Here is a 21,820-nt window from a genome sequence, read left to right as displayed (position 1 = left end):
CTCCGCCGGGCGGGCGTCAAGATCGGTGTCCGGTCACCGAGATGGAGATCCGTGGAAGCTACGTAGTTCTCCCGATTCGGCACGGTCACGAACCCGTCAGTGTGATGGGAGACACAAACGATCGAGCACCTGATGCCTGGTCGACGCTGACCGAATCCGACCGACGGAGGTTCCGATGACCGTCACCCTGCTGCCCGACGCGCAGCCGAGCACCGGCCGTGTCCCACACCGCGCCCGCCCCAAGGCGGCTGATCCCGGCGCCGACGTGCCGGTGTCGATGATCGAGCGGATGACGCTCATCCTGGACGCGTTCGACGCCGCCACCCCGACGCTGACGCTGCTCGGTCTGGTGGAGCGCACCGGCCTGCCGCGTTCGACGGTCCACCGGATCCTCGACCAGATGATCCGGCTGCGCTGGCTGGCCCACACCTCCGGCGGGTACCGGCTGGGCATGCGCACCCTGGAACTGGGTGGGCTGACCGCCGATCACAACGAGATCCGCGACGCCGTCAGCCCGCTGCTGCACGAGCTGTGTCAGCGCACCGGCATGGTCGGGCATCTCGCGGTGCTCGACGGACGCGAGGTCGTCTACCTGGACAAGGCCGGTGGCCGTTTGGCGGCGATGCTGCCGACCCGCCTCGGCGGCCGCATGCCCGCGCACTGCACCGCGCTCGGGAAGGCGATGCTGGCCGGCTTGGAGCCGAGTATCGCCGAAGCGGCGTTCCCTTCCCGTCTGCCCCGACTGACCGCGCACACCATCACCGAGCCCGACGCGCTGCACCGCAACCTGGCCCAGATCCGGCTGCGGCAGGGCGTGGCGCTGGACCGCGAGGAATCGATGGACGGAATCGCCTGCGTCGCAGCGCCGATGCGCGGCCGAGGCACCGCACCCGCTGCCCTGTCGCTGTCCGGGCGGGCGGACGCGATGAGCTTCGACAAGCTGGCGCGGGTGCTGCTCGAGATCTCCCACGAGGCCGGTCGGGCGCTGTTCCCGCGCCGGGCGCGCTGGCGCTAGTTCCGAATCCGCATATGCCTGGGCGGTACAGTCCGACGATGACCGATGGCGTGACACCCGCGGTGCCCGATCTGCCGACCACCGCGTGGGCCGTGCTCGGAATGCTCTCGCACGCCGACGAACTCTCCGGCTACGACCTGAAGAAGTGGGCCGACTGGAGTCTGCAATTCTTCTATTGGAGTCCGTCGTTCAGCCAGATCTACGCCGAACTCAAACGGTTGGAGAAGCACGGCTACGCCACCTCCCGCACGGTGGTGCACGAGGACGGTGTGCGCGGCAAGCGGATGTACGCCATCACGCCGGAAGGCCGTGCGGCCGCCGCGAACTGGGTCAACCACGCGCCGGTCGAGGCGCCGGTGCTCAAGCACAGCGTGATGCTGCGGGCGTGGCTCGGCAATCTCGCCGAGCCCGACCGGATGCGCGAGATCCTCACCGAGCACATCGCCTACGCCGAGAAGATGCGCAAGCGGGCCGAGGCCGACGCGCAGGGCGCCGAGGCGAATCCGGACTGGGCCTATCCGGAACTCGTGCTGCGCTGGTGTGTGCGGCACTACGAGGCCGAGCGCGATTTCGCCAGGGAGCTGCTCACGGACATCGATCGCCTCACTGAGTGAGACGCCGCCTGGTTCTTCCTGCCTCGTCATATTTCGATTAGGCATATGGAGGTGGCGGATGATGACCGGTGAACTGGACACGGTGCCTGCCGCGGTGGCGGCGATCGCGAGCGGGGGCATGGCGCTCGTCGTGGACGACGAGGACCGCGAGAACGAAGGCGATCTGGTGCTCGCCGCGGAGAAGGCGACCGCGGCGAACATCGGGTTCCTGGTGCGGCACACCAGCGGCGTCCTGTGCGTTCCCATGGCGGGCGGCGACCTGGACCGGCTCGAACTGCCACCGATGACGGCGGTGAATCAAGACCCGAAGGGCACGGCGTACACGGTCTCCGTGGATGCCGCGGCGGGCATCGGCACCGGCATATCGGCCGCCGACCGCGCGCGCACCATGCGCCTGCTCGCCGATCCCGCCACCACGGCCGGTGACCTCACTCGCCCCGGGCACGTGTTCCCACTTCGGGCGCACCCGGCGGGCGTGCTGGGCAGGCCCGGCCATACCGAAGCCGCGGTCGACCTGATGCGGCTGGCAGGTCTGCGCCCGGCCGGAGTCATCGCCGAGGTGGTGCGCGACGACGGGTCGATGGCCCGGCTGCCCGAGCTGCTGACCATGGCCCGGGTGCACGGCATCCCCATCATCTCCATCGCCGATCTGATCGGCTACCGCCACCGGCTCGAGTCGGGCGTCGTCCGGATCGTCGAGACCCGCCTGCCCACCCGTTTCGGCGAGTTCCGGGTGGTCGGCTACCGGGACGAGACGAACCACGCCGAACATCTCGCACTCGTGTTCGGTGCGCCCGGGGACCGGGACGTGCTCACCCGGGTGCACTCGGAATGCCTCACCGGCGACGCGTTCGGCTCGCTGCGCTGCGACTGCGGCGAGCAGTTGGACGCCGCTCTACAGGCCGTGACCGCCGAGGGACGCGGGGTCGTGGTCTACCTGCGCGGCCAGGAGGGGCGCGGCGTCGGCCTGCTGAACAAGTTGCGTGCCTACGAGCTCCAGGACGAGGGCGCCGACACGGTCGACGCGAACCTGCGGCTCGGGCTGCCCGTCGATGCTCGCCGCTACGACGCCGCCGCGCGGATCCTCGCCGATCTGGGTGTGCGGTCGGTCCGCTTGCTCAGCAACAACCCGGCCAAGCAAGCCGGGCTGACCGAGTACGGCATCGCCGTCGAGACGCGAATACCGTTGCAGGCCAGACCGACCGAGCACAACGTACGCTATCTGCGCGCCAAGCGCGACCGCATGCGCCACCAGCTGACCGAGGTCGACGCCGCGGTCGCCGTCCGATGAGAACCGGCGGTCCGGAGTCGAATTTGTCCAGAACGCTCTTGCGCGCCACGCGCGGTACCTAGGGTTGACACCCATGGCGCGGCGTCCCATCGGCAATCTACCTGCCGAGGTCACCAGCTTCGTCGGGCGCCGGGAGGAACTCGCCGCCGCGAAGAGGCTGCTGCCGACGACCCGGGTGCTGACCCTGCTCGGGCCGGGCGGCGTCGGCAAGACACGGCTGTCCCGCCAGGTCGGCGTCACGGTCGCGCGGGCATTCCCGGACGGTGTGTGGCTGGTCGAGCTGGCCGACGTGCACGATCCCGATCTGGTGACGGTGACCGTCGCGGAGGTGCTGGCCCTGCGCGACGACACGGCGGCACCGCTGCCACGACTGACCGAGTTCCTCGCGGACAAACGGTTGCTGTTGATCCTGGACAATTGCGAGCACCTGATCGATGCCTGCGCGCGGCTGGTCGGCCGGATCGTGGCCACCACCCCCGATGTGCGGGTACTGGCGACCAGCCGGGAGGTGCTGGGGGTGCAGGGCGAACAGGTCATGCCCGTCGCACCCCTGCCGCTACCGGACGACGAGACCGCGGACAGCGATGCGATGCGGCTGCTGGCCGAACGGGCCGGGGCCGCCAACCCCAGCTTCGCGGCCACGGCCACGAACCGTGGTGCGCTCGCTGCGATCTGCCGACGGCTCGACGGCATTCCGCTGGCCTTGGAACTGGCCGCGTTGCGGTTTCGCCTGTTCACCCCCGAACAGATCCTGGCCCGGCTCGACGACACAATGGGCCTGCTCAGCGCGGGACCGCGCCTCGCGCCGCAGCGACAGCAGACCATCGAAGGCGCGATCCGCTGGAGCTACGACCTGTGCACCCCGGCCGAACAGCGGCTGTGGGAGCAGCTGTCGGTGTTCGCCGGTGGTTTCGACATCGAAGCGGCCGAGGCCGTGTGCGTGGTGGAGGCCGGTCATCGGACGCTTTTCGACGCGCTCACCGGCTTGGTCGACAAATCCGTATTGAGTCTGCGCTACGACGGCGACGTCGGCCGGTACGCGATGCTGGAGCCGATCCGGCAGTTCGCCCACGACCGGCTGGCCGAACGCGGCGGCGAACCCGCGGCGCGAGCGCGCCACCTCGATCACTACCGCGGGCTGGCGCTGCGCGGCCGCACCGCGTACTGGAGCTCCGACGACGTCGCCTGGTTCCGCGAACTGAACCGCGAGCACGCGAATCTGCGCGCGGCGCTGCAGTGCGGCCTCGCGGGCGCGCCGGAGCCGGCGCTGGAGATGGCCGCGGTGCTGCGACCGTTCTGGGAGCACAACCGCTTCCTCACCGAGGGCTATCGCTGGCTGACCGACGCGCTGGCGAAATCCGGTGAACCGACACAGCCGCGCGCACGCGCACTGTCCGCGGCCGCCTCGCTCGCCGCACTGCTGTCCGATCGCGGGTCCGCTCGCCAGTTGGTGGACGAATGCGTGACGCTGGCAAGGAAACTCAACGCTCCGGACATCCTCGCCGAGGCGATGCTCGACTCGGCGCTGCTGGCCTTCAACGACGGCGACACCGCTCGGGCGCTCGAATTGGCCGAGACGGCCAGCCATCTGGCCGCGGAGTGCGGCCACCACGCGATGGAGATGGACAGCCTCGCCTTCGCCTTCGTGTGCGCGCTGGTGCTGGAGGAAACGCGCTCGACCGTTCTCGCCGAACGGCTCCTTGCGGTGGCCGCCGCGCGGGGATCGCACCTGCTCGGCGGGTTGGCGCAGTGGTCGATGGGACTGGATCGCTGGCGGCACGGCGACCAGGATGCCGCCACCGAGTACCTCGCCAGATCCATCGAGATGTTCAGCCTGTTCGACCGATGCGTCTGGCTGGCCTCGGCCTTCGAAGGGCTGGCCTGGACGGCGGTCGCGCGCCGTGACTTCGAGCGGGCCGCTCGCCTGCTCGGCGCCGCGGAGATCCTCGCGCGCAGCACGGTACGTCTCGCCCACGCCATCACCGGCGTCCTCGGCGACAAGATGCGCAACGAGGTGCGAGAAGCGCTGGGCGCGACAGTGTTCCAACAGATCTTCGACAGCGGCGCGGCGTTGTCGCTGGACGAGGCGATCGACTACGCGCTGGGCCGCGTCGCCGCCCCCGCGCACCCCGCTCCGGTCGTGTCCGAGGCGGCGGCCGACGTCCTCACTCGCCGGGAGAAGGACGTCGCCCGGCTGGTGGCGGCCGGCCACAGCAACAAACGCATCGCCGCAGACCTGGTGATCTCGGTGCGCACGGCGGAGACCCACGTCGAGCACATACTCACCAAGCTGGGCTTCACCTCCCGGACCCAGATCGCGGGCTGGGTCCGGGATCACGACGTGTGACCGCTGTCGGCCCGGGCGATCAGAGCCCGGCGGTGAGGAAATCGACGACCGCCCGTTCGAATGCCGGCTTGCGCTCGATCTGCACCCAGTGGCCGCAGCGGGCGAAAACCCGCAGATCCGCGTTCGGGATCTGCCGCGCGGGCAACAGTGCCGCCTCGACCGGTGTCACCCGATCGTCGCGGCCCCACAGGATCTGGGTCTGCGCGCGCAGGCCACGCAACCGCGCCCACAGCGGAATCGGTTCGGCCAGAGCCGGGTCGGCGAAGGTCGCGTAGGCGTCGCGCAGCGCGGTGACGGCGGACGGATCCGAGGCGGCTTTCAGCCGGGCATCGATCAGCTCGTCGGTCAGGGTCGCCGGATCCGACACCATGGTGCGCAGCCACGGCAGCAGGCGCTCCCGGGTGGGCTCGGCGTTGAACTCCAGCAACCGCGTGATGCCTTCGGACGGTTCCGGCCCGAGCACGTTCACCCCGACGCCACCGGGGGCCATCAGCACCAGCCGATCGACCCGTTCGGGATGTTCCAGCGCCAGCAACGTCGCGACCGCGCCGCCCATCGAATTCCCCAGCACATGAACACGTTCCAGGCCGAGGTCGTCGAGCAACCCCAGCACCGCTTCGGCGGAGATGCGCAGATAGTTGCGTTCGTAGACCTCCGGACGGCCGCTGGCGCCGAAGCCCGGCTGATCGATGATCAGGCAGCGGAAACGCTCGGCCAGTACCGGCAGGTTCGCGCCGAAGTTGGCCCAGCCGGAGACGCCGGGTCCAGAGCCGTGCAGCAGCACCAGCGGTGCGCCCGACCCCGCTTCGTGGTACCGCAGGGTAAGCCCACCGGTCGTGCTCCGGCGCGTGGTGCTCTCGGCGGTGAGTGTCATCAGATCATCCGATCGGTGACCGGCAGGCCGAACGCGTTCCGGCCGTACAGCACGAGCGCGCGCTCTACGTCGTTGATGACGTGCACGCTCCCGGCGTGCGCGTCGCGCCAGTGCCGCTCGATCGGGTTGGGTTTGCGGATCGAATGGCCGCCGGAGTTGTCGAACAGCAGGTCGATGGCCTCGATGGCGCGTTCGGTGCCGCGCACCTGGTCGCGGCGGCTGCGTACCCGCAGCTCGAACGGGATCCCCTCGCCTGCTTCGGCATAACGCAGCTGTTCGCCGATGTTGCGCTCCATCTGCAGGACGGCCGCGTCGATCTCGGAGGCGGCGCGGGCCACCCGGACGTGCGCGAACGGGTCCTCGGCGGCTTTCTGCCCGCCGTAGGAGATCCGCACCCGCTCGCGCATGCGCTCGATGTGCGCTTCGTAGGCGCCTTGCGCGGCGCCGATGATGGGGGCGGTGATCGTGTTGGAGAACACCGCGCCGAACGAGATGCGATACAGCGGAGCGGTGTTGACCTCCTGGCCCGGCCCGCGCAAGGCGGCCTGGTCACTGGCGCGGTAGGTCCGGTGGACGGGTACGAACGCGTTCTCGATGACGATGTCGTTGCTGCCGGTCCCGGACAGCCCGGACACGTGCCAGACGTCCTCGATGCGGTAGTCGGTGCGCGGCACCAGAACGGTCAGGTACACCGCTCCCCCGTCGTCGTCCGGCACGACCGCACCGAGGAAGGCCCACCGGGCATGATCGCACCCGGAGGAGAAACTCCAGCGACCGCTGATCTCGAAGCCGCCCTCGACCGGCGTCAGCTTGCCGGTCGGCGCGTACGACGACGAGACCAGAGTGTCCGGATCGGGGCTCCACACGTCCTCCTGCGCCCGCAGCGGGAACAGCGCCAGCTGCCACGGGTGCGCACCCAGCACCGACGCGACCCACGCCGTGGACGGGCATGCGGTGGCGACGGCGCGGATCACCTCGTAGAACGCGACCGGTGAGGATTCGTCGCCGCCGAAGCGGGACGGCTGCAGCATGCGGAACACCCCCGCCTCGGTCAGCTCCCGGATACTCTGCTCGGGCACTCTGCGCCGCAGGTCGGTGTCGGCGGCTCGCTCACGGATCGCGGGCAGCAGATCCCGTACCCGATCGAGCACCTTGTTGGTCATATCCGGTAGTCCTCCTCGTAGTGCCTTCGTTTCGACGCTAAGCCGGTCCGGTGCTCCGGGAACCGATCCATCCCGATGATCGGAACCCACGGCCGCGATCAGCTCTCGCGGGCGGCGGCGACGCCCGCGCGGCGGCCGAAGAACGTGCCGTCGCCCAGCGACGTACCGCTGATGTAGCCCTCGCCGTGCAGGTTGCTCGCGGCGCGCCCGGCGGCGAACAGCCCTGGGATCGCGGCGCCGTCGATGTCGAGCACGGCGCCGTCGAGCGAGGTGTGCAGGCCGCCGAGGGTGAAGACGGAGGCGCCGGTACCGCGGCGATCACCCGCCTGCGCCGGTGGCCGGACTCCCGCCTTCACGTCGATCGCGGCGAACGGAGGCTCGAGCGGGCGCACCCAGCGCGACGCCTTCCCGAACTCGGGATCCGTGCCGTCCGCGGCGAACGCGTTGTACCGGCGGACGGTGTCGCGCAGCGCGGCACCCGGCACGCCCATGAGGTCGGCGAGTTCCTCGGCCGTTTCGGCCACGTGTGTGGGCCGCACGCCCCACCGCTGCTGTTCCGGCACCTCGTCGTAGGCCCGTTCGTCCAGCACGACCCAGGTGTCCATGCCCTGGCCGAACAGCGCCGCCTGACCGATGCGACCGGGATAGGTGTCCTCGTTGACGAACCGCTGCCCGTGGCCGTTCACGACCATGCCGCGCGCGGCGAGGCCGGGGATGAGCGAGATGCCGACCTGGCCGGTGGCCATGTGCCGCACGCCCGCGCCGATCACCTGCGCCATCCGGATGCCGCTGCCGTCGTCGGTGCCCGCGCTCACCTTGGTGTGCCCCAGCAGTTTCGGTGCGTGGGCGGCGAGCATGGCGTCGTTGTCGACGAATCCGCCGGTGGTCAGCACCACACCGCGGCGGGCGCGCACGGCCAGCTCCACGCCGTACCGCCGGGCCACGACACCGGCGACCGTGCCGTCGCCCGCGACGATCAGGCTGGTCGCGCGGGTGTCGAAAAGAGTTGTCGCACCGGCGGATCGGACGGCTTCGGCAAGGCAGTCCATCAGCAGTCTGCCGCCGAAGTCGTCGGCGGTGGGGCGATGACCGCGTGGCGCGGGCCTGGCGAGTTCGGCGAACGGCCTGCTGTTCTCCCCCAGCCACATGAGCCCGTCGTCCGTGGGCGGCACCCAGGTGGGCGCGTCCCACAGGGTGGGTTTGAACGGCACGCCGCGATCGGCCAGCCAGTGGAAATGCGCGACGCTGTCCTCGCTGTAACGAGCGATCTTGTCCAGGTCGGCGCCGGGACCGAGCGCGGCGCCGAGGAAGGCGGCCATGGCCGCCGGGTCGTCGTCGAATCCGCACGCCTGCTGGACGGGCGTGCCGCCGCCGAGGTAGATCTCGCCGCCGGACAGGGCCGACGCGCCACCAGGGCCACCCATCCGATCGAGTACCAGCACCCGCGCGCCCGCCGTCGCCGCTTCGAATGCCGCCGCGGCCCCTGCGCATCCGTAGCCGACCACCAGCACGTCGGTCTCGATGTCGTAGGCGCGTATGTCGGCGACATCCCGGGGCGCGACCGAATTCCGACCACTCATGGCAACGACCTTCCCCTTCCGCGGGAGGTGGCAGCGCGCCCGTCCTGGTGAGCGACCCACCGGTCCCGTTCATCGGGACTGCGGGCCGTCGCTCGGACGCCCGGTGGCGATGGTGTGTGAACGGCGTCACGTCTGCGTGGACGCCAGCGAGGAGGAATTGTTCATGCGGGTCCTGGTCACCGGAGTTTCCGATCCGACCGGTCGCGCGGTGGCGCGCATGCTGCTGGCCGCCGGTCACGAAGTCGTCGGGCTCGACCGCGCGCGGCACCGGTTTGTCGACCCCCGGGTCCAGGTGATCACGGGCGATCCGGCCGGTCCATCGACCTGTGCGCAGGCCGTCGCCGGTTGCGCGACGGTGGTGCACCTCGGCGGTTCGCTCGCCGCGATCGCCGAGGCGGCTCGAGCCGCCGGAGCCCGGATCGTGGTCCCCGTGGTCACAGGTTCGGATTCGATGGCCACCGACGTCGTCCGATCCAGCGGGGTCCAGGCGCTGATCGTGCGCACCGCGCCGGTCGCGGGCAGGCGTATCGAGCGCGAGAATTGGCGCATCCTGGCGCCGTTGCTGGGTGCTCGTAGGGCGAGCGGGCCGCAGGTGCTGCACACCGATGACTTCGAACGTTTCCTGGTGCTGGCCGCAGGGTCGCCGCGCACCGGCGTTGTGGAACTGGCCGCTTCCGGCGTGATTTCGCACGAGGACGCGCGCCGCATCGTCCGGGCGGCAGGGACGCGGACGTCCCGATGGGTGTCCCGTACCCGGGACGTACCGCTGGTGGACGCGACGGCGGCGCGCGACGAGTGGGGATTCCGCTGTGGCTGGAACGCCTCGGATGTCGCCGCCGACATCGTCCGCGGTCTCGTCGGCCGCAGGTTCGACGGGGACGACTTCGTCACCGAAACCGGCGCGATCCCCCTGCCCGGCTACGTGATACCCACTCGGGCGAGCACATCCGACGGGCATTCCCTGGTGTCGGTCGCACCGGAGGGACTCGAGGGCGAGTTCGACGATCGGGTCGACCCGGCCTATCCCGTGCACACCGCGACGAATACCTCCGAGGCGCTGCCCGGGCCGTTGACACCGCTGACCGTCGACCTGCAAGCGGGCGCGATCCGGCTGGCCAACGCGGCGATGGGCCGGATGATCGCGCTGGACGGAATCGCGCTGGAGCACTGGACCAGTCGCGTCACGACCGTGCTCGGCCACCACATCTACATCAACGCCTCCATCGGCGTGCTTGCCGCGGAGAACATGCCGGGCTGGGACGAGCAGAGCATCCGTCGCGACGTCTACGGCAACATCCCGGCGGAGATCTCCCTGACCCCGCACGGGAAACCACCCACTCCGACCGGCTTCGCCAGTACCCGTGCCACCTGGCGCGCGGCAGGCCGGGTGCTGCGCACCGCGCTGCGGTATCGCGAGACCACCGACGGGATCAACGCCGCGGCGCATCGGGAATGCCTGGGCGCCGATGCGATTCGCGAACTCACCGACGAGCAACTCCATGCCAGAGCACTGCTGTGGCGGGACCGGCTGAATCAGTCCTGGGCGGCGGCATCCATCGGCGTGATGATGACCGGCGCGGCGACGGCCATCCATTCCCGTGGCAAGGAATCCGCGCCCGTGCCGATCGATCTGGAGCGGCTGGAGTCGGCCCGGACGATGCTCGCCGTCGAACGGCTCGCCGAGTTGTGCCGCACCGACACCGCGTTGCACAAAGCGGCACACGCGGGGGACGTCACCGCGGCGCGGGCGATCTCCCCGGCATTCTCCGCCGCCCTGGACGAGGAACTCCGGAAGATCGGGCACCGCGGCCCAGGTGAGTGCGAACTGCTCAACCCGACGTTCGGCGATCGACCCGAACTGCTGGTGATCGCCGCCGCGCGAGCTGCCGAGATGCCAGCACCCAAGCGGGAGCCGGTCGACCCGGCGCCGGTGCGCACCGCGCGGATGGCGGCCGGAGCGACGATGGCGCGCGAACGCGTCCGCGATGCCGTCGTCCGGTACACCCACTGCCTGCGCCTGGCCGTGCGCGAGCGAGCGGAACGGCTGATCCGGGCCGGGCGGCTACAGCAAGCCGAGGACGCCTGCTTCCTCACGCTCGATGAGATCCTCTGGGCGCCCGCCGACATGGCCGAGCGCGTAGCACGACGACGGGCGGAGCTGACGCGCTTGCAGGGCGTGCGGATGCCGGATGTCATCGCGGGCGATTGGGCGCCGCTACCGGACGCGGACGCTCTGGCGCCCGGAGAGAGCCTTACCGGTATCGGCGTGTGCCCCGGGGTCGTGGAGGGCACGGTGAAACGCGTGCTGTCCCTCGACGACGACATCGAGCCGGGCGACATCCTGGTGGCCTCGGTCACCGACACCGGGCACACCGCGATGTTCGCCTACGCCGCCGCGGTGGTCACCGACATCGGCGGCTCGGCTTCGCACGCCGCCATCGTGGCCCGGGAATTCGGCATCCCCTGCGTCGTGGACACCAAGACCGCGAGCGCCAGCCTGGCCGATGGCCAGCGGGTGCGCGTCGACGGATCGGCCGGCACGGTCACCCTGCTCGCCGACGCCTGAGCTGTGGCCGGGGTCGCGCACTCCGGCCACCTGCCGGCTCGGCGTCGCCGGGCCGCGACCCTATGGAAGGAATGATCCAGTGACGATTTCGCGTGCCATTCGCGGTGCGGTGACCGGTGTCGCCGCCGCATTGATCGCCGTATTCCCGTCCACCACGACCGCGCTGGCGGGCCCGGGGCTCGTGCACACCGTGCACGACCGTTCCATGCACCTATCGGCAGCGCCGAATGCCCGGGATATCGGTGACTATCCCACCCAGGGCAATGGCAAACTGCGTACGGGCGTCGTCTTCCGCACCGACGCCCTGGACAAGCTCACCGGCGCCGACCAGCAGAAGCTGGTGACCTCCGGCATCACCAAGGTGATCGATTTCCGCAGCCCGGCGGAGGCCGGGGCCAACCCCGACAAACTGCCCGCGTCGATTCCTTCGCTCGCGCGTCCGGTGTACGACCCGGCCAACGACTTCTACCTGATGGTGGGCAAGGCGGTGCAGGGCGGTCCGGCGGTGCAGCAGCAGATGTTCGGTGACGGCAAAGCCGCAGGCATCATGCGCGACTACTACCGCTGGCTCGTCACCGACGCCACGGCCCGCACGCAGTTCGGGGCCGCCATCCGCGATATCGCGACCGCGAACGGGCCGGTGCTCTTCCACTGCACCGCGGGCAAAGACCGCACCGGCTGGATGACCGCGATCCTGATGACGGCGCTCGGTGTCCCGAAGGGCCAGGTGTACAAGGACTATCTGGCATCGAACGACAACCTGGCCGCGGGCAACAAGGCGCTGATGGACGGTCTGATGGCCAAAGGTCTGGTCACCGATCCCGCGCTGTTCGAACCGATCCTCGGCGTGAGCGCTGAGTTCCTCGACGCCGCCTTCGACCAGGCGGGTGCGTCGTTCGGGTCGTTCGACCGGTTCCTCGCCGACGGGCTCGGCATCGACGGCGCGACACTCGAGGCGCTGAAAGCCGCGCTGCTGCCTCGGTAGTCGTAGACGAGAGCGGGCCGGTGGATGGTATCCACCGGCCCGCTCTCTCGTCTGTCCGCGCTGTCGATCGTCACGGCTGCTCGTGTCCAGAAGTAGCGCGAGCGCGGATCACCCTTCCGGCGCGGTCAATACTTCGCGCAGCCGGGTCAGCTCCGCCCGGCTCAAACCGCTGGTCAGCAACCATTCGCCAGCGCCGCCGTGTTCGGTGGACAGGGTGGCGAGGAAGCGCCGCATCACGTCGGCTTCGACACCGAGGATGCCGGTGCTGACCGGGGGCAGGCCCGCGTAGGACGGGAGCGCGTCGAGCCGGTCACGGACCCGCTGCATGCGTTCACCGGTGAGCGCGTAGTCCACCGCGATCGCCTCCGGCGGCACGCCGACCGCGTCGAGCAGCACCGCGGCGAGCACACCGGTACGGTCCTTGCCCGCGGCACAGTGGAACAGCACCGAATGGCCGCCCGCGTCGACGACGAGCCGCACGGCCGCCAGGATGGAGTCGGCGCTGCCGGCCAGCAGCTTGCCGTAGAGGTCCACCAAGTCGACCCGGCCCGCGTCGGGGACCAGATCCCTCGCCGCCAGCGAGGATTGCGGCGACTTGCGCACCGGAAGGCAGACCCGCCGCACATCCGTGCCTGCCAGCAGGCCGTAGCCCTCGCGCTCCACCTCGTCGGGCAATCGCAGATCGATCAGCGTGCGCAGGCCGAGCGGTCCGAGCAGTTTCGCCAGATCGGTTTCGGTGAGGTGCTGCGGAGTGCTGGATCGGTAGACCACCCCGAAGCGGGTGGTCCCGCCGCCCTGCACGGGCAGCCCGCCCAGATCACGCACGTTGTCGATCTGGGCGAACTCGACCCACCGATCCTCCGGCACAGTGGCTTCTCCCGCGGTCTCAGTGGGCACGGCCGGCCGCCGCCTCGTCGGCGCGGCTCAGGCCGCACAGTCCGATCAGGTCTTCGTGCAGCTCGAACCACACGGTGTGGTAGCTGTCCAGCACGGGCCGCGCGACCCAGGCGTGCTCACCGGCTGCGATCCGCTCGATCGCCTGCGCGAACCGAGCGGAGTAACGGGTCAGCCGAGGCGCGACGTCGCCGATCCGCCGCAGCAGCGGCTGCACCGCACGGTGCAGTTCGCTCAGCCTGGCCAGTACCGCACCGTCGTAGTCGGTGTCGGCGTGATCGTTGACAGTGGCCGGATCCTTCATCTGCCACGCGGTCACGATTGCCTTGAGATCGCCGTTGAAAGCACAGAATTCGGCATAGACGGAGGCGATCCGAGCCCGGTCGACCGCCCGCCGCTCGGTCGCCAGCAGGCCGTCCAAGTGCTGTCTGCCTTCTGGTGTGAGGCGCACACCGATCGGCGTCGCGGCGCACAGGCCCCGGACCACCAGCTCCTCGCATCGGGCGGCGACGGGCTCGACTGCCCCACCGACGCCCGCGGCGAGCGCGTCGTGGGCGGCACGGCCTTTGATCCCGATCAGCCGCAGCAGATCGAGGTCGGGAATCTCGGTCACCGTCGCCGAGGGCTCCGCCTCCGTTCGGGCGGGGCCGTCGGCCGCCCGCGCGTCCAGCCACCCCGCCAACCCGTCGACGTCGGTGCCCGCCCAGCCGGCCAGCCTGCTCGCGTCGGCGAGGGTGCTCGCGTCGACGGCTCGGCCTTCGACGCGGCCCGGCCACACCGTGCCCGCGCCCCCGTCCACGGTGACGAGCGTGCCGACGAGCGCCGCGACGACACCCGGACCGCAGCCCACCACGCACGGCCTGCCGATTTCACGGCTGACCAGCGCGGCATGCGACGTGACGCCGCCCAGCCCGGTGACGATCCCCCGAGCGGCGATCATGCCGTGCAGATCGTCGGGGCTGGTGGTCGGGCGCACCAGGATCACGTCCTCGCCTGCCTCCGCGCGGCGCTCAGCCTCGTGCGGATCGCTCACGACGATGCCCGTCGCCAGTCCCGGGCAAGCGGATTCGCCGCGGGCCAGCGGTGTTCCGGTGTACTCGCCGGTCGCCGGACGCAGCACGGCCCGCACCTGCTCGGCGGTGACCCGGCTCAGCGCCTCGTCCGTCCCGATGAGGTTCTCCTCGGCCATCGCCACCGCGGCCCGCACAGCCGCCCGCGCCGAGCGCTTGGCGGGGCGGGACTGCAACAGCCACAGTGCGCCGGACTCGACGGTGAATTCGATGTCCTGGATATCGCGGCCGTCGCGTTCCAACAGGTCGGCCGCCGCGACGAGTTCGCGGTGGACCTGCGGCAGCGAGGCGGCCAGCTCCTCCAGCGGCCTCGGGGTGGTCCGGCCCGACACCACGTCCTCCCCCTGCCCCCCGACCAGCCATTCACCGAACATCGCGCGCTCCCCGGTGTTCGGGTTGCGGCTGAACAGCACGCCGGTGCCGGATTTCTCGTCGAGATTGCCGAACACCATGGCCTGCACCGTCACCGCGGTGCCCAGGGTTCCGGGCACGCCGCGATTGCGCCGGTAGGTCTGCGCCCGGGGCGAATCCCAGGACCGGAACACGGCGCTGATGGCCGCGCGCAACTGCTCCCACGGGTCCTCTGGCACCGCGCCCGCCGGGTCACCCAGCACGGTCTCGCGATATTGGGTGCGAAAACGTTCCCGGGTATCGACCGCGTAGTCCGAGTTCCCGGTCTCCGCCGCCAGCGCTCCTGCGACAACCTCGTTCATTCCGAGGTTCAGCACCGTGTCCATCATCCCGGGCATGCTCACCGCCGCACCCGAGCGCACCGACACCAGCAGCGGGCGGGCGCCGGATCCGAAGGTCCGTCCGGTACCCCGTTCCAGCGCGGTGATGCCCGCGCGGACCGAGCGCCAGATGTCCTCGCTGATCACCCCGCGCGCCGCGAAGTCGGCCCAGCCGTCGATGGTGATGACGAACGCGGGCGGCACGGAAAGACCGAGTGCGCGCATGCGGTTGACGCTCCACGCTTTCCCGCCGATCCGGTCCCGGGACAGCGAACAGGCGCCGTCGAGTTCGACGACCGCCGCCGCGCCCGCTGCCTCGTCGTTTCGCTCCGCTAGCTCTGCTCCGGCGGTCATGTCACTCCTTAGCACTCACTGAACACTGCGCGCCCCAGCGCGATTCGGATCTCGTACAGCGGACTGTGTCGTGCCGGGTGCGAACCGCGGCGCGCACACCTGTCGCCCGATTCGAGCGTGCCGTGCCGGCGGTCACATGCCGTAGGTGTGGTCCCGCTCAGCAGGATCGACGACCACGCCCGTTCGAGCAGGTCCCAGGGCCGCCGATAGGCGACAGCGCGCGATTATCTGCTCGACACCGTGCGGGTGTCTCGAGAAGGAAGGTTCCCGGTCAGCGGGATATGTGGCGGTGATCGGACCGCATCGAGCGGTTGGTCCGGCACGATCGCCCCATGGATCGACGGCGCGAAGCGACCGGTGAGCTCGCGACGATTCCCGCGGTGCTGGCCGACCGGGCACGGCGCGACGGCGCACGCGTCGCGGTCGTGACCCCGCGGCGGCAGCTCACCTACGCCGAACTCGCCGCCGCGGCACAGCGCGTCACGCGGGCGATGATGGCGCGATCGGTGGTGCGACCAGGCGATCGGGTAGCGATCTGGGCGCCCAACGGTGCGCGCTGGGTGATCGCCGCGCTCGGCGCACTCGCAGCGGGGGCGACGCTCGTCCCGATCAGCACTCGGCTACGCGGTTGCGACGCGGCCGACCTCCTCGCTCGTAGCCGAAGCCGCATGCTGTTCACCTCCGGCGACTTCCTCGGCAACGACTACGTGGGAATGTTGCGAGATTCGGGGCACGCGCTGCCGGATCTGCGGACGACGATTCACCTCGACGACACCCGGGACGAGGGGCTCGATGCGCTGTCGTGGTCTCGGTTTCTCGCGCTCGGTACCGGCGTATCTGTGCGGGAGGCCGAGGCGCGGAGTTCGGCCGTGGATCCGGAGGCGGTCTCCGACATCCTGTTCACCTCCGGCACCACGGGCGTGCCGAAGGGTGTGCCCGCCACCCACCGGCAGACGATCGAGGCGTTCACCCGCTGGGCCGATGCGGTGTCGCTCGACGGCGACGACAGGTATCTGCTGGTCAACCCGTTCGCCCACACCTTCGGATACAAGGCGGGGATCATCGCGTGTCTGCTGCGCGGCGCCGCCATGGTGCCGGTGCCCCGATTCGATCCCGCGCAGGTGCTCGGCGTCGTCGAGCGCGAGCGGATCACCGTGCTGACGGGTCCCCCGACGCTCTTTCACGACCTGCTCGCCTGCGACCGGCGCGTCGACCGTGATCTGAGTTCACTGCGGCTGGCGGGCACAGGTGGAGCGAGCGTGCCGAGCGGGTTGGTGGAGCGGATCCGCCGTGATCTGGGTGTGGAGAAGGTGTTCACCGGCTACGGGCTGACCGAATCGACCGGCGTCGCCACGGTTTGCTCGCCCGACGCGCCCGCGGATCTCGTCGCGGGCACCGTGGGAAAAGCACTGCCCGGGGTGCGGGTTCGCGTCGTGGACAGGTCCGGTCGGCCCGTACCGGCCGGTGAGCCCGGCGAGATCGTGGTTCGTGGTCCCAACGTGATGCGCGGCTACCTCGATGATCCCGACGCCACCGCGACCGCCGTGGATTCCGAGAGCTGGTTGCACACCGGTGACATCGGCATCCTGGACGGCGACGACTACCTGCGCGTCACCGACCGCCTCGCGGACATGTTCATCGTCGGCGGTTTCAACGCCTATCCCGCCGAGATCGAGCGAATCCTGCTCACCCATCCGGGTATTCGCGAAGCGGCAGTGGTCGGCGTCCCCGACCGCCGACTGGGTGAAGTGGGGTGCGCCTTCGTCGTATGCAACGGACCGGTGCCCATCGACGCGGCGGACATCACCGCGTGGGCGCGAACCCGGATGGCCGGATACAAGGTCCCGCGCCGCATCGAGTTCGTGGCGTCCCTACCCCGCAACGCGGGTGGGAAGGTTCTCAAACGCGTCCTGCGTTCGTCTGCGGCGCGATACTGAGCGCCCGGTGGCATCCGCCGTCCGCACGGCGATCAGCGTGCGACGCGCATGGTCGCGCTCGGTGGCGAGCCCGACCACCGGAACACCGTCGACGTACACCGCTGCCGCGGCTGCCACGTCGACGGCGTCCAGCGACGCCGGCCCGGCGGCCACCGCGCTGCTTCGCTCACGAAACCCCAGCTCGCTACGAAAGCCGGGGCGGTCTCGCAATTCGGCCGAAATCGCTAAGCGACTTCGTTCTTCATCTGGGCGGTCAGGATCTTCTGGTATCCGGCGCCGAAAATTCTCGGCAGCCAGTCGATCACATGCGCGTCCGTGCCGATCAATATCTTCGCCTTGTTCTTGCGGATGCCGTTCACGATGACCCGCGCGGCCTGCTCGGGGGTGGTCTTGGCCAGCCGGTCGAAGTTGGCGGCCAGCGCGTCGCGATCGCGGTCGCCGCCCGCGCGCGCCTTCCAGGCGATCTCGGTCTTGATCATGCCCGGGTGGACGCTGCTGACGCCCACCGCGTGCCCGGCGATGTTCATCTCCTGCCGCAGCGCGTCGGTGAAGGCCCGGATCGCGAACTTCGTCGCGCTGTAGGCGCCCTGGCTGGGGCAAGCGGCCAGGCCGAACATACTCGACACGTTGGCGATGTGCCCGTCACCGGAGGCGATCACATGGGGCAGGAACGCCTTGGTGCCGTACGCGACGCCCCAGAAGTTGATGCCGACGATCCATTCGAAGTCCGCCCAGCTGAGTTCTTCCACGTTGGCGGTCAGCGAGACTCCGGCGTTGTTGACGACCAAGTTGATCCCGCCGAAGTCACCGGCCACCTCGTCGGCGTGGCGATAGACGGCGTCCCGGTCGGTGACGTCCAGCTTGTAGGCGCGGGCTTGGGCGCCTTCCTTGCCGCACAGCGCCGCGGTCTCGGCGACGTTGTCCACGTTGCGGCCCGACAGCGCCAGCCGCGCGCCGCGGCGGGCGAGTTCGACCGCCACGGCCCGGCCGATACCGGCGCCCGCGCCGGTGATCACCGCGGTCCTGCCCTCGAAGTTCTTCACGGTTGATTTCCTTGTCTCGCTCGGCGGTCGGGCCGCCAGGTTGTCCTGCGGGGCGTTGTCACAGGCACGTGTAGCCGCCGTCGGCGACGAATTCCGAACCGGTGCTGAAGCTCGACTCGTCGCTGACCAGGAACAGCACCAGGTTGGCCAGCTCCTCCGGCCGGCCAGGCCTACGGATCGGCTGGTTGCCCGACATGCCCTGTGAGCGTGCCGAATCGGCGGTCATCTCCGTGGCCACGACACCGGGGTGCACCGAGTTGACGCGAATGTCGTCGGCGGCGAATTCCTGCGCAGCGGTCTTGGTCATGCCGCGCACGGCCCACTTGGACGCGGTGTAGCCGAGGATGTTGGAGAAGGCGATGATGCCGCCGATCGAGGAGATGTTGACGATGGAGCCGCCACCGGCCCGGCGCATGGACCCGAGCACCGCCTTCATGCCGAGGAACACCCCGACCTGGTTGACGTCGATCACCCTGCGGAAGTCGGCTTCCGCCAGCTGCTCGATCGGATCGACGTGCACGATGCCCGCGTTGTTGACCAGGCCGGAGACCGGCCCGAAAACCTTCTCGGTGTAGGTGACCACGTCGTTCCACGCGGACTCGTCGGTGACGTCGAGCGGCACGAAGGTCGCGGCGTCGCCCAGGTCGGCGGCCAGCGCGGCGCCTTCGTCCACCAGGACGTCGGTGATCACCACGGTGGCGCCCTCGGCGACCAGTCGTCGCGCGAAGGCCGCGCCCATGCCCCGGGCGCCGCCGCTCACGATGACGTTCTTGCCGTCCACCCGTCCCATCAACAATCTCCTTCGGTCCGGTTCGCCGCAGCCTGTGCGGGGGATTTCGCGGTGCCGCGCGGGTGACCGCCTGCGAGGTGATCGGCGGCGATGTAGCCGAACACCATGGCAGGACCGATGGTCGCGCCCGCTCCGGCGTAGTCGTTGCCCATCACGGAGGCCGAGTTGTTGCCCGCCGCGTACAGGCCCGCGATCGGCCGGTCGTCGGCGCCGAGAACGCGAGCGTGCTCGTCGGTGACCAAGCCGCCCTTGGTGCCCAGATCGCCCGGCACCATCTCGACCGCGTAGAACGGGCCCTGCTCGATCGGGGCCAGACACGGGTTCGGCCGCACGGTCGGGTCGCCGTAGTAGCGGTCGTAGGCGGAGTCGCCGCGGCGGAAGTCCTCGTCGCGACCGGCCAGGGCGAAGCGGTTGAACCGCTCCACGGTGGCGGTCAGATTCGCCGGGGGCACACCGATTTTCGCCGCGAGCTCGGTGAGGGTAGCGGCCTGCTCGATGATCCCGGCGTCGTGGTATTTCTGTGGCAGGGGGCGCTTGGGGAAGTTCCCGAGGAACAGGTACCGGTCCCGGAAGCGCTGATCCATGATGAAGTACGCCGGAATGTGGCCGCCGCCGGTCGCTTCCCGCTCGTACATCTTGTGCACGACGTTCACGTACGGAGCCGATTCGTTGACGAATCGTCGACCGGCGTGGTTGACCATGATGCCGCCGGGCTGGGAACGCTCGGCGAGACAGAAGAACGGCGGCCCGTCGGGATTGCGCACGGATGGTCCCCACCAGGCGTCGTCCATGAGATCGACCGCGCCACCTGCCTTCTGGCCTGCGACGATGCCCTCCCCGACGTTTTCGGTGGCGCCCACGGTCCACTCGGTGGACTGTGGACCGCTGAGGTACTGCTTGCGCATCTCCAGGTTGTGCTCGAAGCCGCCCGCGGCCAGCACCACGCCGCGGCGCGCCTTGATCACCACCGGTGTCCCGTCGTGCTCGGCGCGTACGCCGACCACTGCGTCGCCTTCGGTGATCAGGTCGGTCAGCGGCGTGTTCAGCCACACCGGCACACCCGCCTCACGCAGCGACAACCACAGCCGGGCCGCGAGCGCCTTGCCCAGGCTCAGCGGCAACCGTCCGCGCAGCTTGTTCCGCACCGCCTGCACACCCACCTTGATCGCGGTGCGCTTGCCCGCCCAGGTGCGGGCGATCATGTTCAGGTCGTGGAAGTCACTGACCGTGAAGGCGATTCCCTTGGGACCGGACATGGTGGGTTGGTTGATCTTGTGCAGGTCGCCGCCGAGCAGCCTGCCGTCGAGTGGCGCGGGCTCGATGCTTCGTCCCTGGGCCAGGCCGCCGGGGTACTCCGGGTGGTAGTCGGAGTAGCCGCGGTCGTAGACGAACTCCCAGTATTTGCTGCGGGCGCCGAGGTAGCGCATCATCTCGGGGCCGCGGTCCAGGAACGCCAGCTGTTTGGCTTCGGGAACGCGCTCGCCGACAACGGCTTTGAGATAGGTTCGGGCCAGCTCCGGGCTGTCGGGCACGCCCTCGCGCTGCAATACCGGGTTGTTGGGGATCCAGATGCCGCCGCCCGATCGTGCGGTGGACCCGCCGAAGGATCGGCTCTTCTCGATCAGCGTCACCGACAGCCCACGGTAGGCGGCCGTCAGGGCGGCGGTCATGCCCGCCGCGCCGGAACCGACGACTACCACGTCGAATTCGAATTCCTGAGTCATCGCATCGCTTCCGTCAGTAGCCGCAACCGGTGAGCATGCCGCCGTCGACGACGAATTCGCCTCCGGTGCAATAGCTGGCCGCGTCCGAGGCCAGGAACACCGCCACGTGCGAGACCTCGACGGGCTGCCCCCAGCGCGGAATCGGCAGGCTCGCGAAGAAGTCATCGCCGTCGACGCCGGAGGCTCCGGCGACTCCCGCGGTCATGGGGGTGGCGATGCCGCCCGGATGCAGCGAATTGACCCGGATGCCCAGGGGCCCCAGTTCCCGGGCGGCCGACTTGGTGATACCGCGAATCGCGAACTTGCTCGCGCTGTAGGCGGACAGACCGGCAGCGCCGACGAACCCCTCCACCGAGGAGACGTTCACGACCGATCCGCCTCCGGTCTCGGCGAGCGCGGGCGCGGCGGTCTTGATGCCGAGCCAGGTGCCGGTCACGTTGACCGTCATGATCGTGGTGAAGTCCGCCAGGCCCATCTCGACGATCGGGACGAACCGCAGGATGCCCGCGTTGTTCACCACCGCGTCGAGCCGCCCGTAGTGGCCGACCGCCTCGGACACCGCGGCGGACCAATCGGCTTCACTGGTCACGTCGTGGTGCACGTATCGCGCGGCGGCACCCAGCTCGGCGGCCAGCGCCGTTCCTTCGTGATCGAGTACGTCACCGAACACCACTCGCGCGCCCTGGGCGACGAACTGCCGCACGTGCTCGGCGCCCATACCGCGCGCCCCGCCGGTGACCAGCGCCACCTTGCCGTCGAGTTGTCCCACCGATTCCCGTCCTCTCTGACCATCGCTTGCTCACCGACGCTAGGACGCCCACCGACCCCCGGCACCGGACGGT

16 protein-coding genes are annotated in these 21,820 nt (G+C 70.0%); 7 read left to right on the top strand and 9 right to left on the bottom strand.

What is annotated here, in order from left to right:
• The first annotated feature begins 175 nt into the window (after nt 1-175).
• The 4 genes from IU450_RS12645 (at nt 176) to IU450_RS40890 (ending at nt 5,267) form a co-directional block, all read left to right on the top strand.
• Nucleotides 176-1,015, top strand: coding sequence for an IclR family transcriptional regulator (locus tag IU450_RS12645; RefSeq protein ID WP_195149958.1), 840 nt, complete (start codon nt 176-178; stop codon nt 1,013-1,015).
• A 38-nt stretch (nt 1,016-1,053) separates the two neighbouring features.
• A complete protein-coding gene (locus IU450_RS12640) occupies nt 1,054-1,629 on the top strand; it encodes a PadR family transcriptional regulator (RefSeq protein WP_195149957.1) in 576 nt (191 codons plus the stop codon).
• A 61-nt stretch (nt 1,630-1,690) separates the two neighbouring features.
• A complete protein-coding gene (locus IU450_RS12635; protein WP_195149956.1) occupies nt 1,691-2,920 on the top strand; it encodes a bifunctional 3,4-dihydroxy-2-butanone-4-phosphate synthase/GTP cyclohydrolase II in 1,230 nt (409 codons plus the stop codon).
• A 73-nt stretch (nt 2,921-2,993) separates the two neighbouring features.
• On the top strand, nt 2,994-5,267 hold the full coding sequence (locus tag IU450_RS40890; protein WP_195149955.1) for an ATP-binding protein: 2,274 nt from the start codon (nt 2,994-2,996) through the stop codon (nt 5,265-5,267).
• A gap of 19 nt (nt 5,268-5,286) precedes the next feature.
• Here IU450_RS40890 and IU450_RS12625 read toward each other — a convergent pair whose 3' ends face one another.
• From IU450_RS12625 to IU450_RS12615, 3 genes are all read right to left on the bottom strand, one after another.
• Nucleotides 5,287-6,141 (bottom strand): alpha/beta fold hydrolase, encoded by an 855-nt coding sequence (locus tag IU450_RS12625; RefSeq protein WP_195149954.1) that lies wholly within the window; start codon nt 6,139-6,141, stop codon nt 5,287-5,289.
• A complete protein-coding gene (hsaA, locus tag IU450_RS12620) occupies nt 6,141-7,304 on the bottom strand; it encodes a 3-hydroxy-9,10-secoandrosta-1,3,5(10)-triene-9,17-dione monooxygenase oxygenase subunit (RefSeq protein ID WP_195149953.1) in 1,164 nt (387 codons plus the stop codon). Before hsaA ends, IU450_RS12625 begins: the two co-directional genes overlap by 1 nt.
• Before the next feature lie 98 nt (nt 7,305-7,402).
• A complete protein-coding gene (locus tag IU450_RS12615) occupies nt 7,403-8,884 on the bottom strand; it encodes an FAD-dependent oxidoreductase (protein WP_195149952.1) in 1,482 nt (493 codons plus the stop codon).
• Between the two features lie 136 nt (nt 8,885-9,020).
• On the opposite strand from IU450_RS12615, the gene IU450_RS12610 reads away from it, so the two are divergent.
• A complete protein-coding gene (locus IU450_RS12610; protein WP_195149951.1) occupies nt 9,021-11,450 on the top strand; it encodes a PEP-utilizing enzyme in 2,430 nt (809 codons plus the stop codon).
• Between the two features lie 79 nt (nt 11,451-11,529).
• The gene (locus IU450_RS12605; RefSeq protein ID WP_324197648.1) at nt 11,530-12,435 is read left to right on the top strand and encodes a tyrosine-protein phosphatase; all 906 of its coding nucleotides are present in this window, start codon (nt 11,530-11,532) and stop codon (nt 12,433-12,435) included.
• A gap of 108 nt (nt 12,436-12,543) precedes the next feature.
• Here IU450_RS12605 and IU450_RS12600 read toward each other — a convergent pair whose 3' ends face one another.
• A complete protein-coding gene (locus IU450_RS12600; RefSeq protein ID WP_195149949.1) occupies nt 12,544-13,332 on the bottom strand; it encodes a tyrosine-protein phosphatase in 789 nt (262 codons plus the stop codon).
• On the bottom strand, nt 13,322-15,484 hold the full coding sequence (locus tag IU450_RS12595; protein ID WP_195149948.1) for a pyruvate, phosphate dikinase: 2,163 nt from the start codon (nt 15,482-15,484) through the stop codon (nt 13,322-13,324). Before IU450_RS12595 ends, IU450_RS12600 begins: the two co-directional genes overlap by 11 nt.
• Before the next feature lie 332 nt (nt 15,485-15,816).
• On the opposite strand from IU450_RS12595, the gene IU450_RS12590 reads away from it, so the two are divergent.
• Nucleotides 15,817-17,421, top strand: coding sequence for a FadD3 family acyl-CoA ligase (locus tag IU450_RS12590; RefSeq protein WP_195149947.1), 1,605 nt, complete (start codon nt 15,817-15,819; stop codon nt 17,419-17,421).
• 224 nt (nt 17,422-17,645) lie between these two features.
• On the opposite strand, the gene IU450_RS12585 is transcribed toward IU450_RS12590, so the two are convergent.
• The 4 genes from IU450_RS12585 to IU450_RS12570 are packed head-to-tail and all read right to left on the bottom strand — an operon-like array spanning nt 17,646 to nt 21,747.
• On the bottom strand, nt 17,646-18,464 hold the full coding sequence (locus IU450_RS12585; protein ID WP_195149946.1) for an SDR family NAD(P)-dependent oxidoreductase: 819 nt from the start codon (nt 18,462-18,464) through the stop codon (nt 17,646-17,648).
• 58 nt (nt 18,465-18,522) lie between these two features.
• Complete coding sequence (locus IU450_RS12580) at nt 18,523-19,254, bottom strand: glucose 1-dehydrogenase (RefSeq protein ID WP_195149945.1); 732 nt, start codon at nt 19,252-19,254, stop codon at nt 18,523-18,525.
• Nucleotides 19,254-20,978 (bottom strand): 3-oxosteroid 1-dehydrogenase, encoded by a 1,725-nt coding sequence (gene kstD, locus IU450_RS12575; RefSeq protein WP_195149944.1) that lies wholly within the window; start codon nt 20,976-20,978, stop codon nt 19,254-19,256. Before kstD ends, IU450_RS12580 begins: the two co-directional genes overlap by 1 nt.
• 13 nt (nt 20,979-20,991) lie before the next feature.
• A complete protein-coding gene (locus IU450_RS12570; protein WP_195149943.1) occupies nt 20,992-21,747 on the bottom strand; it encodes a glucose 1-dehydrogenase in 756 nt (251 codons plus the stop codon).
• Nucleotides 21,748-21,820: the final 73 nt, after the last annotated feature.

The organism is Nocardia abscessus, from assembly GCF_015477775.1.
GTDB classification, from domain to species: Bacteria; Actinomycetota; Actinomycetes; order Mycobacteriales; family Mycobacteriaceae; genus Nocardia; species Nocardia abscessus_A.
Note: the sequence above shows the minus strand (reverse complement) of the source record. Positions and strands in the feature narration are given on the sequence as shown.

Coding starts and splice junctions, on each gene's coding strand:
- IU450_RS12625 (WP_195149954.1), bottom strand. CDS start 6,141: ATGACACTCACCGCCGAGAGCACCACGCGCCGGAGCACGACCGGTGGG.
- IU450_RS12590 (WP_195149947.1), top strand. CDS start 15,817: ATGGATCGACGGCGCGAAGCGACCGGTGAGCTCGCGACGATTCCCGCG.
- hsaA (WP_195149953.1), bottom strand. CDS start 7,304: ATGACCAACAAGGTGCTCGATCGGGTACGGGATCTGCTGCCCGCGATC.
- IU450_RS12615 (WP_195149952.1), bottom strand. CDS start 8,884: ATGAGTGGTCGGAATTCGGTCGCGCCCCGGGATGTCGCCGACATACGC.
- kstD (WP_195149944.1), bottom strand. CDS start 20,978: ATGACTCAGGAATTCGAATTCGACGTGGTAGTCGTCGGTTCCGGCGCG.
- IU450_RS40890 (WP_195149955.1), top strand. CDS start 2,994: ATGGCGCGGCGTCCCATCGGCAATCTACCTGCCGAGGTCACCAGCTTC.
- IU450_RS12595 (WP_195149948.1), bottom strand. CDS start 15,484: ATGACCGCCGGAGCAGAGCTAGCGGAGCGAAACGACGAGGCAGCGGGC.
- IU450_RS12580 (WP_195149945.1), bottom strand. CDS start 19,254: ATGGGACGGGTGGACGGCAAGAACGTCATCGTGAGCGGCGGCGCCCGG.
- IU450_RS12640 (WP_195149957.1), top strand. CDS start 1,054: ATGACCGATGGCGTGACACCCGCGGTGCCCGATCTGCCGACCACCGCG.
- IU450_RS12635 (WP_195149956.1), top strand. CDS start 1,691: ATGACCGGTGAACTGGACACGGTGCCTGCCGCGGTGGCGGCGATCGCG.
- IU450_RS12645 (WP_195149958.1), top strand. CDS start 176: ATGACCGTCACCCTGCTGCCCGACGCGCAGCCGAGCACCGGCCGTGTC.